This window comes from bacterium (assembly GCA_020444065.1).
Classification (GTDB): Bacteria; Sumerlaeota; Sumerlaeia; order SLMS01; family JAHLLQ01; genus JAHLLQ01.
Genome location: JAHLLQ010000008.1, coordinates 150947 through 168707, shown reverse-complemented (window position 1 = coordinate 168707; position 17761 = coordinate 150947). Strand labels below are relative to the sequence as shown.

Here is a 17761-nt window from a genome sequence, read left to right as displayed (position 1 = left end):
GAAGGCAATCGACCTTGACGCACAAGGGCCGGCGCCGGTTCTTGGGGGAGATGTTGATTTCGCTCCCGTTACGGGGGCTCTAGCGACTGAGGATCATGGCTGAACACGATCAGGAAACTTCGCCTTCGGGCCTGATGACTGCGGATTTCATGCTGCACCTGTGGAGGCGGCGCTGGTGGATCGTGGCCCTGACGATGGCCTCGTTCGTGATGTGCTATCTGGCGGTGCGAGCATTTGCGGGAGAGATCTACGAGACCCGCGCACTGATCTATGTGCGGCCTCAGCCCCCGATCAATCTCGAGGACGAACAGCCCGGCATGCCGGCACCGGCGTTCCGCAGCATGTTCACGGCGGATCACACGCTGGCCTTTATTCGGGACCAGTACAACGAGCGCTTCGAGAACGATCCGGAGTTCCCAGACAAGATCACGCAGCCGCTGGAGAAGTACCGTCTGCGGTTCTACGCCGGCGCCTCGACGCTGGTGGACACGACGATCTCGACGGAGTACTCGCCGGTGATCGAGTTGCGCGCCAAGGGCACGTCGACGTGGCAGTCACGCCGCCTGATGGAATTGTGGATCCAGCGTATCCTCAACAAGTACGGCAATATGCTGAGTGAAGAGGCGCAGTTCCTGGCGGATTCGTCGCGCCGGCGCGCGGAGGAACTCAAGGGCGAGGTCCAGGAAACGGTCGCAAAGAAGAAGGATGTCGAGAAGCAGCAGGAAATGGTGGAGTCGAAGCTGACGAGCGCCATGCGCCAACTGACGTTCATGCCCCAGCCCAAGCTGAAGGATGTGATCGGCAATGACATCATGGGCTTCAACATGCGCGCCGGGCCGGAGCGCACCGGCCTGACGATCGAGCAGATCGGCGAAGGCACGGAGCCGGGCCTCTGGGAGCGCCGCACGCAGCTCAAGGTGGAGCTAGCGGGCATGGAGGCGGATCCCAGCGCGGCCGCCGGCGAAATCGCCCGTTTGAAGGCCGAACTGGTCCGTATCGAGCAGTTGATTCCGGAAATCGAAGAAGAAGTCACTTCGCTGCGGGACGAAGCAGTGAGTCTGGCGGCGGAATCGGGCGGCCTGAGCGTGGAACTGAACCGCCTGGAGTACGCTGTTCGGCTGAATTCGACCGTGGCCAGCCAGGCTGAGGCGAAGCTGCGCGCGGTGTCTGCCAGCGGCGAGGAGTACAGCACGCTGCGGCTACTGGACCCGCCGGTTTCACCCCAGAAGCGGGTGGCGCCAAAGCGCACACTGATCGCGGGCCTGTCTGCGGCGGGCGTGTTCGCCCTGCTGCTGGTGATTTTCTGCATGGAGTTGTATCTGCGCAACGCGATCGCGCTGCAGGCGAAGCGTGAAGGACTGACGTAAGCCCGCCTGTCGCAATTGTCTGAAACCGGCGTAATTCTTTCTAGGCCATGTATTAGCGGCTGTGTGTCGGCTGTTTTTGGGTAAATTTATACCCATTACGGGCGGCTCACGCGTTCTTCCTTGCTTCAAAGGGCTTTTGGCCCGATGAATTAACGGACACTGAACTGGGAGAACAACCGCGCGCGGAATATGTCCTCGGCACCTCAAAGAGAAATCGCCCTGAAGACGATCGACTCCCTTGAGAAGTCGTGTCGCTCCCATCCGGAAAACGATAAGCTGGTTCGCCAGCTTGCGCTGGCCTATTTTCAGGCTGGGCACTTTCACGAGCGCGCCCTGGAGCTCTACGAGCAGGCCAGCGAGCTGTTCCCAACGGATGTGAAACTGCAGCGGGCGCTGTCGATCGGGTACATGATCGGCCAGGGGCGCGCGCTGACCCGGGATGTGCCGAGTCTGGAGCAGATCGATTCGGAGGGATTGGGTCGTTCGATCAATCAGCTTCGGAGCCTGAGCCAGGAGTACCCCGATTCCCCAGACATCCACCGGGCGCTTGGCGACTTGCAGTTGATCCGCGGGGAGTACCGCGATGCGCTGCAGCACTATCGCTCGGCGTTGGCCCTCGGCATCGAGAATCTGGAACCGCTGATCAATCACTTCGAGGCGGTGCAGAACCTCTTTGAGCTGCCGCCGAATGTTGCGGTTTTCTTCGCCGATGTTTACCAGCGACTGAGTCACTACGACAAAGCAGACCTGCTGTACCGCCGCTTGCTGGAAGAAGGTGAAGTCGACGGGGCGACGCTGGGGGCCTATTACAGTTTCCTGACGCGTCGGATCGAGCAGCTTCAGGATGACCGAGAGAATACGACGTCGACCATCCGCCAGATCTGCAATGTGTCGCTGCTGCAAGGTCACCACCAGGAAGCGTTGATGTGGGCGCGGCAAATCGATGCGGAATCCCTGTCGACCGATCCGGCGCTTGTGAAGCGGCTGGCGCGCATCCTGATCGATCTCGAGGACTACCGCCAGGCGTTCGATTATCTGTCGCACATCGAACTGGATAAAGAAGCGAAGGCACTGCTGAACGAAATCACGATCCTGCTCGAGAAGCGCGGCGAGTTGGACACTGCCGTTTACCTGCTTCAATTCATCAACGAACACGACATTTTGCTCGAAGCCCAGGAAGGCGAGTTCGAACGCGAGGACACGCCGAAGCCGATGCCGTCGGAGCATTCGGCCGAGTGGGAAATCGAGATCAACACGGAATTGCAGTTGGCGGAATTGCACTGGCGAAACCGTCGCTGGCAGCAGGCCTTTGAATGTTATCTCCGTGCGCTTGAGTTGGGTTACCAGGACTACAAGGCGATCCTGGAACCGTTGGATGCATTGCTGGAACGCGTTCCGGAAGTCAGCGAACGGCACATGGCGTTCCTGACGAATTTCTTTGCGGAGCGGCGCGACTGGCGACGGACGTTGTATTACGCGGAGCGCGCGCTGTTCCTCGACAACACACTGGAAGACATCCGCCAGCGCCTGGTGCAGGCGTGCGAGCAGATTCTGATCAAGGATCCGGATTCGTGCGAGGTGCGCCTTAAGCTCGGTGACATGCATCTGGATCGTGGGAACATCGAGCGCGCGATGAAGGAGTACCGCCGCGCGTCGACATACCCGGAGTTCGGCATGAAGGCCAATCGCCGCATGGCGATTGCGCTGTACCGCGCCGGCGATCTGAAGGCGGCTTTCCAGAAGTACCAGGAGCTTCCAGTCCTCGACTCGGAAGATCTGGAGCAGTTGTACGATCTGATGATTTCGTTCCAGAACGCCGAGCAATGGAACCTGGCGCTGGAGGCCGCGACGCTGGTGAAGGACTTCGATCCGGACTTCCGAGACATCAGCGACAAGATCGCGATGCTCGAGCAACAAGTCGCGGCCGCGGGTGCGGAGTTTGCCATCGATCCGCGCATGCGCGAACTGATCGGCGATCACTCGATCGGGCGTTACAAGTACGTCGAGAAGATCGGTTCCGGCGGCATGGGTGTCGTGCACAAGGTCATGGACCTGAAGACGAACACGATCGTGGCCATGAAGATTCTGCGCGAAGGCTTGAGCGGAAGCGACAAGGCGATCGATCGCTTCTTCCGCGAAGCGCGCATCGCGGCGACACTGCACCACCGCAACATCGTGAACATCCTCGACTACAATATTTCGAACGTCTACGGCCAGTCGTACATCGCAATGGAGTTTGTGGATGGACCTTCGCTGCGCGATATCGTTGAAGACAAGTTCGCCGATACGGTCGACATCGATCTGGAGTATGTGATCGAGGTTCTCGACTGGTGCGTCCAGATGTGCGATGCGTTGGATGCAACGCACCGCAAGGGCATCATCCACCGCGATATCAAGCCGGACAATATCATGGTGAGTTCCGGCGGTGTCGTGAAGGTAACAGACTTCGGCATCGTCCACATCGAGGAAGCGACATTCACTCCGACGGGCGCGCTGATTGGAACGCCTCGCTACATGTCGCCAGAGCAGGTTCACGGCGGGCGCATCGACGCGCGGTCGGACATCTATGCGGTGGGGATCATCCTGTACGAGATGCTCATTGGGTCACCGCCGTTCATCTCCGGCGATATTTCTTACCAGCAGGTGAACGTGCTGCCGACTCCCCCGCGCGAGATCTGCAGCACGGTGCCGGAACCCGTCGATGTCGTCATCATGAAGTGCCTGCGCAAGAACCCCGGCGAGCGTTTCCAAACGGCGATGGACTTGCGGGCCTCACTGGAAGAGGTCTTCGTTGCGGTGGGTGGCAATCCGGATCGCCTGAATCCGTCGGCGCACGATGCGACGCCGCCTCCTGTGCTGGTGCGTTCTGCGCAGCGCCGCGGTCCAGTCCCGCCCCATGTGCCATTCAATGTGGACCCGAATCGTCCGGAGAGCGGCGTTGTTCTCGAGCCGCAGCAGCCACCGCGTGAGTCGCCTGCGCCCGAGGATCTGGAAAGCGACTTCGATTTTGGGGACGAGGATTTCGATCCCGACCGGCATGATCGGATGGCCCGACCCTCGCAGGCGGCAACGTCGTCCGCCAGCGACCTGCATGAGGGGACCTGGACGGATGATCTGGGACCGCTGGAGGAATCCGATCCGGCGCTGGAGGCCAAGATCCCTATCCCGGACCTGGATTCGGAGTTGGACGTGCCGGTAGACGCCAGTCAGGAGTTGGATGTGGGCGCCGACGATCATCCAGATTTCGATTCGGACTTCGAACTCGACCTGAGTCCCGGCTACGCGTCACCCGTGGACCTGGATTCAGAGCTGGATCTTGAACTTCCCTCGGCGGAGCAACTGCATCCGGAGGATGACATCCCGACGGCGCCGCATCGGCTGGAGGATATTCATCGCAGACTGCAGAGTGCCCGAGAGTTCCGCCGAAATGCGCGCGATCGCGTGAGCGACAGCCCGTTACCCAGCAAGACGGACATCGAGGGGCACTGGATCTTCGATACACACAGCCAGCCTCCGAAATCTGCGGAACCGGCGGCTGACGAGTTGGACGAACTGGACTTGGACTAAGCCGCGATGCCCCCTCTTCGGGGGCAAGCCCTTTAGTAAGAAGCCTTTTGCCGCGATGGTCTTTCTCTTGCTTCGATGAGATAGGCCGGCAAGAGTCGTTAGCGGGATGCGGCGATTTCCATTCCAATCCCCCGAAAACAGAAGGTGAACGATGAATCGGAAAGGCCTGATCGGCTTTGGCGCCCAACCAACACTCATAATCATCGCGGCGATTCTCATGACAACCATGCTACAAGATCAAACATTGCGAGCAGAACCAGTGGTATCAGACTCGGGAGAGACTCTGACAATCCACTATCACCGCTATGATGGCGACTACACGCGCGCAAGCCTTTGGACATGGGATGGCCTGGGCGAGCAGGAGCCAGAGAGCCCCGAGGTGATGTCCTCGGGCCGCGATGACTTTGGCGTCGTTTTCAAGGTCGACACGAGCCAGTACGGCGTAACGGGCACGGATGACGATCGGATTGGGTTCATTCCTCGGCTGTATCAGTCGTGGGATCACAAGGATGGCAGCGATCGCTACTGGACAGAGGACATGGGGTACGAGATCTGGCTGATCGGCAATGATCGGCGGATCTACTCGGAGAAGCCGGATATCAGTCCGAAGATTGCCAGCGCGTTCATCGACGCAGCAGACAAGATGGCGCTGGTTTTCTCTCATCCGCTGAATGTGAAGCAGGTCGATCCGAAGAACTTCAGTGTGGAAGTCGATGGCGAGGAGATCGCCGCCGTCAAGGCGCGCCCGGTGCAGCCATCGGCCGGCCAGACATTCATGGTCGCCTTCACGCTCGAGAAGCCAATCGATATCACCGCGGAAGAAGTGACTGCCAAAGCGATCGGCTACCGCTCGTCGGTTGCCGTTCCCAGGAAGATTCTGATGAACGCAGAGTACTACTACTCGGACGAGCCTATGGGCGCCGTGTATTCGCCGGATGCCACGACTTTCCGGCTGTTCTCCCCCACCGCGCAGGGAGCGTGGGTGGTTCTGTACGACGAACGAGCGGGTGATGCCGGTCGCAAGGAAGTGCCGATGGAGAGTGCCGGAAAAGGCGTGTGGGAAGCCACCGTGGCCGGCGATCTGGCAGGGCGATTCTACATGGTGCAGGTGGATACCAAGCGCTTCGGCAAGTCGCCTGAAGTCTACGATCCGAGCGCGACAAATACGACGGACCTGCTGGGCCGTGGGCGCATTACCGATTTGCGGAAGACGGATCCGGAAGGCTTCCGCCCGGTGAAGCGACCAGTCTACGGCGATTCTCCGACAGACGCGATCATTTACGAGATGCACGTTCGGGACTTCACAATCGCGGCGGATTCCGGCGTCGAGGCGAAGGGTAAGTACACTGGCTTCGTCGAGGCCGGTACGCACATGCCCGGCAATCCGGAGATCAAGACGGCAATCGATCACCTGAAGGAACTGGGCGTGACGCACGTTCAGTTGATGCCGCCGCAGGACTTCGATAACGACGAGTCGGACCCGGTCTACAACTGGGGCTACATGACGTGCTTCTTCAATTCGCCCGACGGCTGGTTCGCGTCGGACTACAAGAATGAGAGCAAGATCCGCGAGTTCAAGCAGATGGTGCAGGCACTGCACGCTGCGGACATTCGCGTGATCATGGACGTGGTCTACAACCACACGGCGCCGCCCTCGACCTTCGAGCAAATCGCGCCGGGCTACTACCATCGCATGAAGCCGGATGGTTCGTTCTGGAACGGATCGGGAACCGGCAACGAGTTCCGCAGCGAGGCGCCGATGGCCCGCAAGTACCTGCTGGATTCCTGCAAGTACTGGGTTGAGGAGTTTGGGGTCGACGGGTTCCGATTCGACCTGATGGGCCTGATCGATCTGGAGACGCTGCAGGAACTCCGCAAGGAAATGGACAAGATCGATCCGACGATCCTGATCTACGGCGAGCCGTGGGCTGGCGGAACGCCCGGCCTGAGTCGCCTGACCGACAAGGGCGTGGTGTCAGGTACGGGCCTGGCCGCCTTCAACGATCATATCCGAGACGCGATCAAGGGCTCCACGGAGGGCACCGATGGCGGCTACGTTCAGAACGGCGGCCGGCGCGACGGCGTGAAGCACGGAATCGCCGGCTCGATCAGCGACTGGGCGACCAACCCGACCGACTCGATTAACTACGTGACCTGCCACGATAACCTGACGCTGTGGGATAAGTTGAAGCACTCCTCCCCCAGCGCCAGCGTCGAGGACCTGAAGCAGATGCAGAAGCTGGCCTTCGGAATCCTCGGAGTCTCGCAGGGCACGTTGTTCTTCCATGGCGGCTGCGAGATGCTGCGGACCAAGGACGGCGTGCACAACAGTTACAACTCGCCGGACGAGATCAACGAGATCGACTGGGTCTGGAAGAAGGACAATCAGGACGTGGTGGAGTACTTCAAGGGCATCATCACCCTGCGCAAGGCCCATCCGATCTTCCGCCTGAAGACCGCCCACGAGGTGAGGGACCGCCTGTCGTTCACGGAAAGCGCACTGCCGGTGCCGACGGCCATTGCCTTCACGCTGGACGGCAAGGGCCTGGAAGGTGAGGAATGGCAGAAGGTCGCTGTGTTCATCAATCCAGACGCCCGTCCACAGACGTTCAACGTGCCCTCGATGGATCATGGGTACGTTTACGCGCTGGGCGATAAGGTGGGGACAAAGCCGCTGGGCAGCGTGAATGGCTCGATCGAGGTGCCGGGCCGCTCGCTGGCGATCGTGGCGTCCTCGAAATAGGAAAAAAAGGGCGCCGAATCGGTCATCCAAGGCTTGACAGGCGCCCCCCGTTACCAGTACCAATTCGAGCCCTTCGCGCGGGGGGATCTCCGCGCCAGGAACCCAAGTATTGTCAGGAAAGACTGTCATGTACGCGATTCTCCGCCAGGGAAGTCACCAATACCGCGTGTCGCCCGGCGACGTGATTCAGGTCGAGAAGCTGGATGTCGAGAGCGGCAGCCAGGTGGATCTGGACAACGTTCTGCTGATTGGCCGGGGCGAGGATGTGGAAGTCGGCCAGCCGGTCGTCGCCAATGCCGCCGTTCGGGCGCAGGTGGTGCGAAACGGCAAGAGCCGTAAGGTTATTGTTTTCAAGTTCAAGCGCCGTAAGGGCTTCAAGAAGAAGTACGGCCACCGTCAGCCCTTCACGGAGCTGCGGATCACCGGAATCCTCAAGGACGGCCAGGAACTGCCGGCCGAATAATACGAGAAAGGAGCGCATCCAATGGCTCATAAAAAAGGCGTAGGTTCGACTCGTAACGGCCGCGATTCCAATAGTCAACGGCGCGGCACAAAGGCTCACTCCGAGCAGTTTGTGACCGGCGGTTCGATCGTGATTCGCCAGTGCGGCAACAAGTGGTACCCCGGCCGCAACACCGGCCAGGGCAAGGATTTCACTCTGTTCGCCAAGGTGGACGGACACGTGAAGTTCGAGCGCAAGGGAACCGGACGCAAGTACGTCCACATCATTCCCGCCGAAGAGTTCGCCGCCAGCAAGTAAGGCGCAGTCAGCCAACGAATTGTGAACGCCCTCTGCGAAAGCAGGGGGCGTTTTCGATTGGTCGGGCTGTGGCGGCGGATCAACTGACTCCGGAGCGGACCTCTTCCGGAATCTCTGGGACGGTCGGCTTGGGCGGCTCTTCCCAGGAGCGGACATCGCCTTCGCCCGCGACCATCTTGGCGATGCGTTTGACGTGGTAGTAGATGCGCTTCAGGTTCTCCATGATGTCGGTCTGGAGAATAATGGTCTTCACGGCGTCAGCCTTGCCGCGACGGATCATTTCGGTCTGGTCGGCTCGAACCTGGGCATCGAGGGCGTTCACTTCGCCCTTCATGTTCATGATCACGCGAGCTTCTTCCTTGTCGTCCTCGGCGAATGCCGTGGCAACGGATTCGAAGGTCCAGAAGACAAGCTGGTGATACTTGCGGAGCGGTTCGGAGAATTCGGGAGCCAATTTCCCCGTGCCGTTGGCGACGTTCTCGGCCAGGTGTGTGAAGTTATTCTCGATGATGTCGCCGATGGCTTCGAGTTCGGTCGAAACGGCCATGGCGGTCATCGCGGAATCGGCGGCAGAATGGCTGAGGTCTTCCATGCTCAGGCGGGAGATGTACTCGATCACCTGGCGATGGAGCGAATCGACCTTGTTGTCGCGATCGCGAATCTGGTTCATGGCGCTCATGTCGCCATCGAAGATCGCGGCAGGCAGCGCATCGAGCATCCGGCCAACGTTGCGCGCGATACGTTCGACTTCGCGGCGCACCATTTCGACAGCGACTTCCTGCGTCTCGATGAGTTCTTCGTCGAGGTATTTCGGAATCCACTCGCGCATGCTGGCTTCCTGCGGAGTGATTTCCTTCTCGGGGAGGATCTTTTCCAGAATGCGAGCGAAGGGGCCAACGAAGGGAAGGAACATGGCCGCCATGAGGATACTGACCATCGTGTGGCCATTGGCGATCTGGCGGGGCGCTACGGCGGCCAGAGCAGCCTGACCGGTGAGGCCTTCGGCAGCGCTGGGGGAAATGGAACGCGCAAAATCGGCAAACTGCGGAATGAAGGGCAGGAGGATGGCGGCTCCGACGATGCTGATGGTGACGTGCGCAAGAGCGGCGCGAACGGCTTCGCGCGGCTTCCCGATCGCGGCCAGGCCGGCGGTGGCGCAGGTTCCGATGTTCGCCCCCAGGGCGAGCGCAATACCTGCTTCAACCTGAACCAAGCCCTGCGATGCCAAGACAATTACAATACCCATTGTGGCTGCACTGGATTGGATCAGCGATGTGAAGAGTGCCGCGACAATGATGGCAAGCGGCCAGTTCCGGATGTGAGCCATCGTATCGATAAATGGCTGGTAACCGCGCAGAGGTTCCATCGTCGAACCCATCACGGCCATTCCGAAGAAGATCATGCCGAGGCCGAAGACAAGCTGGCCATAATGCCGGGCACGGCCTTCTTTGAAAATGAATCCCGTGCCAAAGCCGACTGCCACAAGTAGCAGGGCGTACTTGGTGACTTTGAAGGCTATGATCTGGCCGGTAATCGTGGAGCCGATCTTTGCACCAAGAATGATACCGATGGCCTGCGAGAGATTCATCAGGCCGGCGGAGATGAAGCCTACAACGAGAACGGTGGTCACGCTGCTGGATTGGATGACGCCGGTGACAAGCGCGCCCGTGATGACGCCGACAAAACGATTCGACGTCAGTTTGCTCATGACGTGCTTCATGCGCTTGCCAACGATGGCCTGCAGGGCGTCGCTGAGTTCCTCCATGCCGAACAGGAAAATGGCGAGTCCGCCCAGGAGACCGATGGCGAGCGGAAACCATTCGACGCTGTCAGTCATGGTCACTTCGCCGTGTCCACCGGCTGCCTGAGCAAGCCGCGCAAAGACCATGAAACAAGCCAGGGCGGCGAGTACAATGAAGCGCTGGCGCCGGCGCACATGGCGCGGCGACTGCGGTATCTTCAGCATCGAGTATTGCTGTCGGCCGAGCACTGCGGCTGCCTCCAGGTCCCTGTCGAACCGTGAATTAGAGCGTCGATAGAGAGCTTCCCACAAGACAATTGTTAGGGAATCACAGAGCAGGATTGGATTGTGCGAGACGGAATAAGATGTCGATTGTCAGGATGCTCTGGGCGATTGTAACCAACGAGTGAATGGAGACGACCATGCGCAGAGCATTCTTCATTGCAATCCTGCTGATCGCCGGTGCGGCGTTCGCCAAGTCGCTGGTCCCGCTGCCGGTTCAAGATCTGACCGCCGGTGCAGACCGGATCGTGATGGTGAAGGCCGGCGAGACGCGGATCGTCAACGTCCCTCTGCCGGGTGGGGGCGCGATTGGCGCGTGGGAGACGACACTGGAAGTGGTCGATGATCTGAAGGGGTCATGGCGTGCCGATTCGCAGGTGACGTGGCGACATCGTGCGCCGTCGAAGACGATCGGCGATGAGGGGGCGATCTGGCTGGAGCCAGGACAGGTCTATCTACTCTTTCTCGGCCCGGACTCCCCCGCCACTGGACTGTGTGCGCCGATCGGCGAAGTACAGGGCGTCTTCACGCAGACGATTGATGAGGAGGGGCGCGCTTTCCTTCAGAATGAAAATGCGAACCTGGGCCTCTTCGATGGCCTGACGCCCGAATCCATCGAGTGGAAAGATGGACACAAGGCGACTGCTCCGACTCTCAGCCCCCGAATATGGGAGACGGTGAAGTCGAAGCAGGGGCCGGTAAACCAGGATGATCTGCTGGAACTCATTCGTGCGCTGCAGAAGCTCCCACCGGAAGACACCTAAGTTGTCTTCGAAGCCTTCCGTGACGTCGGTCGATAGCGTGGAACGCCGCGCGCCAATGCTCGCTTCGGGGCTTCGATGCGCTTTCCGTGACCGGTCGCAGGCTTGATCAACTTCCTATCGCTGCGATAGGTTTCACGAAGTCCCTTGTGTAGACTGACAGCAACAAGCAGCAGCACAACGGTGAACGGCAAGCCAGTCGTGATGCTTGCTGTCTGGAGCGCCGTCAATCCCCCGCCGAGAAGAAGTGCCGCTGCGACGACGCCCTCGAGAGTGGCCCAGAAGATCCGCTGATGCACGGGCGGGTTCGTATTGCCGCCTGCGGTAATGATGTCGATGACCAGCGATCCCGAATCGGACGAAGTCACGAAGAACGTGATCACAACGACGATCGAAAGAACTGAAGTGATGATGGAGAGCGGGAATCTCTCCAGCAGAACGAACAGAGCAATCGGGATGTTGTTTTGCACGGCATCCACGATGCCGCCGCCACCATACATCTGTTCGTGAAGGGCAGTGTCTCCAAAAACGGTCAGCCAGATGAAGGTCAGAATGACGGGTACAAAGAGAACTCCCGTCAGGAACTCACGAATAGTTCGACCAAACGAGATTCGGGCAATGAACATTCCGACGAACGGCGACCACGCGATCCACCATGCCCAATAGAAAATGGTCCAGTCGCGTTGCCAGGTGCCCTCGGTGTAGGCCTCGGTGAAGAAGCTCATCTCGGGCAGCCGCTGGATGTAGGTCCCGATATTCTGAACGAGTCCGTTGAGAAGGAAGATCGTCGGTCCGAGGAGAAGCACAAAAATCAGCAACGTCAGGGCGACCCACATGTTGAACTCTGAAAGGCGACGGATGCCTTTGTCCAAACCGAAGACAACGGATGCGGTTGCCATCGCCGTAATGAGGGCGATCAGCACGATCTGAACGACAGAGTTTTGCGGAACCGGCAGCAAGTGGGCGAGACCGGCGTTTACCTGCTGCACCCCGAGGCCAAGAGATGTTGCGACGCCAAAGAGCGTTGCACCGACAGCGAAGATATCGATCAGATTTCCAACGGGTCCGTGAATGCGCTCCTTGAGAATCGGGTAAAACACGGAGCGGATCGTCAGCGGAAGCCCTTTGTTGAATGCGAAGAAAGCCAGGGCGAGTCCCACGAGAGCATAGACGCCCCAGGCGTGGAATCCCCAGTGATAGAAGGTCATGTTCATTGCGCTGCGTGCGGCCTCGACTGTCTGAGGCTCGTCGCCCAGCGGCGGCGTGGCGTAATGGAAGATGGGCTCTGCGACGCTGAAGAAGAGCAGGCCGATTCCCATGCCGGCGCTGAAGAGCATCGCAAACCAACCCCACAGGCTGAACTCCGGTTTGGCGTCCGGTCCTCCCAAACGGATCCGACCGTAGCGGCTGCATAGCAGGTAAACCGTGAACCCCAGGAACAGGTTCACACAGAGGATGTAGAACCACCCTGCGTTGTCGGCGATGTTGGTTTGAATGAAGGCAAAGACTGCGGAGAGTTGATTGAGGAAGATCAGGGACAGCAGGACGAAGCCGATGATTACGCCTGCTGAGACGAAGAATACCGTCGGGTGGATTTCGAGGCCAAGCTTATCAGCCAGCCCTCCTGAGTCTTCCTGTGTGCCAGGTTCACGTGTTGGGTCTTCGTTTTGCCGGCTCATGGAAAAAGAACTCCCTACCGAGATTCTGCCGCTGAGCCTCGGACAGAACCCCTCGTATTGTATGAACGTCTGTTCGTGTCGCTGTGTCGCGAGATCCGGGCCGGTCTATTTGTCGCCCTGCTGAAGGGCAGCGGCTGCAGATGCCTGCAATTGCGCGAAGTGATTGCGCCACTTCGTTGCCATCTCGCGAATATCAAGCGCCTCGGTACCCATGTAGAGAGTCTCGCCCGGCGCGTAGTCCTGCTGGATCACACGATCGAGAATCATGAGTGCTTCCTCGATGCCGCTGCGGCGTTCGAGTGAACGGGCCAGGAAAACCGAAGCGACAGCGGATTCCGCCTTCTGGTCGGGATAGCGCTCGGTCAATGTGCGTGCGAGCTCTTCGACGCGATCCCATTGTCCCTGCCAGGCAAAGGTCTCCATGTACATCAGCTCGATCTTGGCGGCGAGCTTCGGATTGCCCGCGGGCAGTAAGTCCCATGCCTGGCGCAGTTCGGAGCGAACTTCTCCCCAGGAAGGCTTCGGAGTTTGAGAGCCCGCGGCCAGATCGACAAGAAGCGCAGCCCGGCGCAAGCGATCGCGGACGCGTCCTTGCAGCGTACGATCCGGGTGATTGATGAGAGCCTCGGTAGCCGACCAGGCTCCACGCCAGTCGCGACGGTTCCCGTACAGGATGTCAGCAACATACTCGCCGGCCTGCAGCGTCTCGGGCGTACTGGCGGTCCATTCGTTCCGTGCGACTTTGCCGGCGAGGAACAGGGTCAAGTCGGGGTCGCTGTGTTCGTCCATGAGACGCTTCGCGATGGCCAGTGCAGCGGCACCACGGAAGCCGCTGTCGTTGTCGCCGGTCAGAACCAAGGTCATGTGCTGCTGGAATTCTTCGACGTCGTATTCGGGCAGGCTGCGCAGTATGCCCCGCAGACGCGCCTTTCCGCGGACTTCCCAATCGTAGGGCTTCGCAAGGCCGGGGGTGGGAAGGAAGGGCTGCAGGAACGGACCTTCAATCTCTGCGGCGGCGCCCTGTGTGCCGCGCGGCAAGGCGACGATCTCTGCGTCGGCGAGCTTCTGGGCTTTCAATTCGTCGGCGACGAACTGCGCCTTTGCAGCCGACGGAAGATTGCCAACGATGATCAGTGTTGCATCGCCCTTGGCCTGAATGCTGACGGGTTTCCAGCCGAGGTTCAAGAGACCTGTCTTGGTACTCTCGGCCAATGCGGCGGATTGCAGACGCATGGCCACGGCACCGTAGCGGCCTGTAGGGGCTTCGAGATCAGACGATCGCCAGCCATCGGGTGGAACAGACCGCCCGTCGATGGCGGGCTGCGCGAATGCCGTGGCGGCAAGAATCGCGATCAGGATGAGCAGTGGCAGGAACGTGGATCGTCTCAAGGGTCGAACACCTCGCAGCGAGAATGGCTACTTCTTGTTCACCGGGGCTGGGCAGAAGCGCAAGGTGGAAGGGAGGACGGTGCCTTAGCCGACCCGCTCGACCTTGGTCTTCTTCAACAGCGCTTCCACCTCGTTCTTGGGACCAAGAGTATCTTCAGCGGTCTTGGCGCAGGCCGTGCCGCAGGCGGTTGCAAAGGCGAGTAGTTCCGCGCCGCGGCGGCCTTCGGCGTACTGGTGAACCACGCCGGCCATGAAGCAGTCGCCGGCACCGACAGCTTCGACGTCAAACACTTCCGGTGGACGGCAAAGAAATGCCTGGTCGGCCTCGACGAGGATGGCTCCCTCACGATCGGTCGTGATGACGACCATTCGGATTCCTGCGTCAATGTAGGGCCGCGCAGCAGCGACGATTTCCTTTGGCGTGCGTACGGGACGCTGCAGCACGCCCTCCAACTCCTCGCGATTGATTTTCACGACGGTCGGGTTCTCGGCCATGGCAGAGGCAAGCAGATCGCCCTTCGCGTCGAGGAACACGGGCAAGCCAAGTCGGTGACTCATGCGAATGAGATCTGCGTAGGCGCCGTGCCCGAAGCCGGGAGGAGCGCTGCCCGCGAGAACGATGGCGGACATGCCGGCGATGTAGCGCTCGATCATGCGTTTGAAGGTCGCGAGATAACGTTCGTCGGTCTCGCCGCCGGGCGAGTTGATTTTGATGCGTTTGCCTGACTGACGATCATGAATAACGACGTTGATGCGCGTGTGTACCTCGGTGTTCACGTACTGGATATCGAAGCCGCCGCGTTTGCCGAGACCGACGAGTTCCTGGCCGGCGTCGCCACCGATCAGGACAAATGCGCGCGTAGACGTGCCGAGTTCGTGGAGCATCCGCGAGACGTTGATGCCTTTTCCACCGGCGCTGCGAGTGGCCTGCTCGGACACCAGCACCTGGTCGAATTCAATGCCATCGGTTTCGAAGTACAGATCGATGGCCGGGTTCAACGTCACGGTTGCGATCATGTTCTCATCCACTCTTCCAGGGTTTGGGGCCATTGACGATGGCCGGATACCAGAGGGTCTGCTCGTCGACGCCGAGGACAAGATGATTGACGATCTCGACTCCCTGCATCAGCGAATGGTCCTGATTGCTGACCTCGTACTTCCAGGCGCCGAACCGTCCGCGCGAGTAAACATCTCTCTTTGCAAGTTGTGGCAGCAGGATCGCCAGGGCCTCGTCACGCTGCAATGATGGAGTCGGATAACCGTGTTCTAAACGGATCGTCCAGGTATCGACGAGATCCTCGCGCTGGGGCAGGAGCTTCGTATTAAGAGCGCCCTGGATGACGTCTTCGAGCAAACGCTCCTGATCGACGGGCTTGTCGGGCGATTCGCTGACTTCCGCCATCAGGGACCAGTACTGCGTCGGATCCGGTACGTTGCCCGGCGAGTAATTCGAGAAGACCGTTACGCGGTAGAAGGGATTGTCATCCTCCGGGAAGTACATCCAGCACTTGGTCTTCAAGTGCTCCGGCGCCGTGCCCTTCATGCCCAGGCCGACGATGTTCGTGCTGGAGTGAACCAGCTTCTCTGCTGCGGGTGCGAACTCCGCGGCAAGATCGCTCTGCTTGATGAACAGATCGAGTGGCATTGTGGTGATAAGGTGCTCGTAGGATATCTCTTCGCCGCTGGCGAGACGAACCACACGCCGAGAGGTGTTGACGTGCGCGACGTCGGCGGAAAATCGGAGTCGCTCCTGCGGCAGGCGGTCAGCGCACTCACGCCAGATCGATCCGGTGCCGCCGGTCTTCGGAAAACGGAACGTGTTGTTGGGTCCCCAGGAGATGTCGTCCTGGTCGTTGAAGATGTTGTCCAGGACGCGCTTCAGGTCGACGACGGAAACGCGCTCGCCAATCCAGTGAAAATCGAGCTTCTCCGGCTCGTATGCCCAGACCTTGTAGTTGTAAGGCCTCATAAAAACACGTGCGATGCCGGGGCCCATGGCGGCCGTGAAGAATTCTGCGAAGTTGCCTGGGCGAGGCGCGGTGTTCTTGCCTTCGACGGCTTCCACAATGCCCTGAACGCACTCGATCATTTCCTCGCGCGGCAGATAGCGGATATTGTTCTGGAACGGATAGGGGATGAACCGATCGCGCATCCAGACCCAGGCTTCGCGCTCGTGATAGATCCAGCCGTCGACGCCAAGAAGCTCGTCCATCAGATCATCGAAGTACTCGTAGTGGCTGAACTGGACATGGCCACCCAGGTCCCAGGTGAAGCCCTTCTCGTCCGTGATCGAGCCCGCCAGGCCGCCGGCCTGGGCGTGGCGCTCGAGGAGGAGCCAATCGTGCTCACCCAGTTCCTCCAGGCGCCGGGCGGCACCCAACCCCGTGGGGCCCGCTCCGATGATCAAGTATTTCGGCATCAGGTTCTCCAACCGTCAAATTCGAGCCGACAGCCGTGGCGGCCAGCAAATACGGAGGTTATGACAGGGGCTTTTCCGGCGTCCAGCGGGAAAGCTGTCCCTTGCCCCCCGTCCGAGCGGAGTGGTAATATGTAGCCAGTGGATTGAGTAAGGAGACTGGCAATGTCCAAAATGGAAGTCCCCGAGGTGAAGCCGGCGGTTCCTCCGCCGCCTCCCAAGGGAGTCGCGAAGAAGGTTCGGATTTCTCACCTTGCAGAGATGAAGCTGTCAGGCCGCCCGATCGTCATGATCACGGCTTACGACTATCCCACGGCCCAGATCGCCGACCACGGTGGCGTCGATCTGATCCTGGTGGGAGATACGTTGGGAATGGTGGTGCATGGGTTCGATACGACGCTGCCAGTGACGATGGATATGATGGTGATGCACACGGCGGCAGTGTGCCGTGGGGCGGCGCGGCCGCTTGTCGTTGCCGACATGCCGTTCATGAGCTTCCAGGCCAGCGCGGAAGACGCCGTGCGCAATGCCGGGCGCCTGATGCAGGAAGGCGGCGCGCAGGCAGTGAAGCTCGAAGGACACAGCGATTCGGTTCTGACGAAAATCCGGGCGATTGTCGACGCCGGCATCCCCGTGATGGGACATATCGGGCTGGTCCCGCAGTCAGTCCATGCGCTGTCCGGCTATCGTGTCCAGGGCCGCGCCGAGCGGGACGCAGAGCGCCTGCTGGCGATGGCACAGCGGCAGCAGGAAGCCGGCGTGTTCTCGCTGGTGCTTGAATGCGTACCTAAGCAGTTGGCGCATCGGATCAGCCAGGAACTGACGGTACCGACGATCGGCATCGGCGCGGGCAACGTCTGCGACGGCCAGGTGCTGGTGCTGCACGATATGCTGGGATTCACCCAGAAGCCACCGTCATTCGTCCGCAAGTACGCGGATGCCAAGGCCGGCATGCTGCGCGGCATCCGCAAGTACGCCCGCGATGTGCGAGAACGCACATTCCCCGGGGATGAGCACACCTACGAGTAAATCAAGAGCCCCCCAAACGTTGGGGGG

General features: G+C 60.0%; 12 protein-coding genes. 7 read left to right on the top strand and 5 right to left on the bottom strand.

Features of this window, described 5'->3' with window-relative positions; genetic code table 11:
* The first annotated feature begins 95 nt into the window (after window positions 1-95).
* The 5 genes from KQI84_17370 (at window position 96) to rpmA (ending at window position 8437) form a co-directional block, all read left to right on the top strand.
* Window positions 96-1367 (top strand): hypothetical protein, encoded by a 1272-nt coding sequence (locus KQI84_17370; protein MCB2156649.1) that lies wholly within the window; start codon window positions 96-98, stop codon window positions 1365-1367.
* Between the two features lie 189 nt (window positions 1368-1556).
* Window positions 1557-4934: a protein kinase gene (locus KQI84_17365; GenBank protein ID MCB2156648.1), complete on the top strand. Its 3378-nt coding sequence runs from the start codon at window positions 1557-1559 to the stop codon at window positions 4932-4934.
* Between the two features lie 151 nt (window positions 4935-5085).
* A complete protein-coding gene (gene pulA / locus KQI84_17360) occupies window positions 5086-7677 on the top strand; it encodes a type I pullulanase (GenBank protein ID MCB2156647.1) in 2592 nt (863 codons plus the stop codon).
* Window positions 7678-7804: 127 nt separating this feature from the next.
* Entirely contained in the window at window positions 7805-8140 is a 336-nt protein-coding gene (gene rplU, locus KQI84_17355; GenBank protein ID MCB2156646.1) for a 50S ribosomal protein L21, read from the top strand.
* A 21-nt stretch (window positions 8141-8161) separates the two neighbouring features.
* Window positions 8162-8437 (top strand): 50S ribosomal protein L27, encoded by a 276-nt coding sequence (gene rpmA / locus KQI84_17350; GenBank protein MCB2156645.1) that lies wholly within the window; start codon window positions 8162-8164, stop codon window positions 8435-8437.
* Window positions 8438-8516: 79 nt separating this feature from the next.
* Here the strand turns inward: rpmA and KQI84_17345 are convergent, their stop codons facing one another.
* Window positions 8517-10427 carry a Na/Pi cotransporter family protein gene (locus KQI84_17345; protein MCB2156644.1) on the bottom strand — a complete coding sequence of 637 codons (1911 nt, stop codon included), beginning with the start codon at window positions 10425-10427 and terminating at the stop codon, window positions 8517-8519.
* A gap of 173 nt (window positions 10428-10600) precedes the next feature.
* Here KQI84_17345 and KQI84_17340 point away from each other — a divergent pair, with 173 nt between their 5' ends.
* Entirely contained in the window at window positions 10601-11224 is a 624-nt protein-coding gene (locus KQI84_17340; GenBank protein MCB2156643.1) for a hypothetical protein, read from the top strand.
* Here the strand turns inward: KQI84_17340 and KQI84_17335 are convergent.
* The 4 genes from KQI84_17335 to KQI84_17320 form a co-directional block, all read right to left on the bottom strand.
* The gene (locus KQI84_17335) at window positions 11221-12900 is read right to left on the bottom strand and encodes a BCCT family transporter (protein ID MCB2156642.1); all 1680 of its coding nucleotides are present in this window, start codon (window positions 12898-12900) and stop codon (window positions 11221-11223) included. The two genes, KQI84_17340 and KQI84_17335, sit on opposite strands and share 4 nt — an antisense overlap.
* Window positions 12901-13005: 105 nt before the next feature.
* A complete protein-coding gene (locus KQI84_17330; GenBank protein MCB2156641.1) occupies window positions 13006-14289 on the bottom strand; it encodes a hypothetical protein in 1284 nt (427 codons plus the stop codon).
* Window positions 14290-14373: 84 nt separating this feature from the next.
* Window positions 14374-15306 (bottom strand): hexose kinase, encoded by a 933-nt coding sequence (locus KQI84_17325; GenBank protein ID MCB2156640.1) that lies wholly within the window; start codon window positions 15304-15306, stop codon window positions 14374-14376.
* 4 nt (window positions 15307-15310) lie between these two features.
* Entirely contained in the window at window positions 15311-16708 is a 1398-nt protein-coding gene (locus KQI84_17320) for an FAD-dependent oxidoreductase (protein ID MCB2156639.1), read from the bottom strand.
* Window positions 16709-16879: 171 nt separating this feature from the next.
* Between KQI84_17320 and panB the strand changes: the two genes are divergently transcribed.
* Window positions 16880-17734: a 3-methyl-2-oxobutanoate hydroxymethyltransferase gene (panB, locus tag KQI84_17315; GenBank protein ID MCB2156638.1), complete on the top strand. Its 855-nt coding sequence runs from the start codon at window positions 16880-16882 to the stop codon at window positions 17732-17734.
* The last annotated feature ends 27 nt before the right edge of the window (window positions 17735-17761 follow it).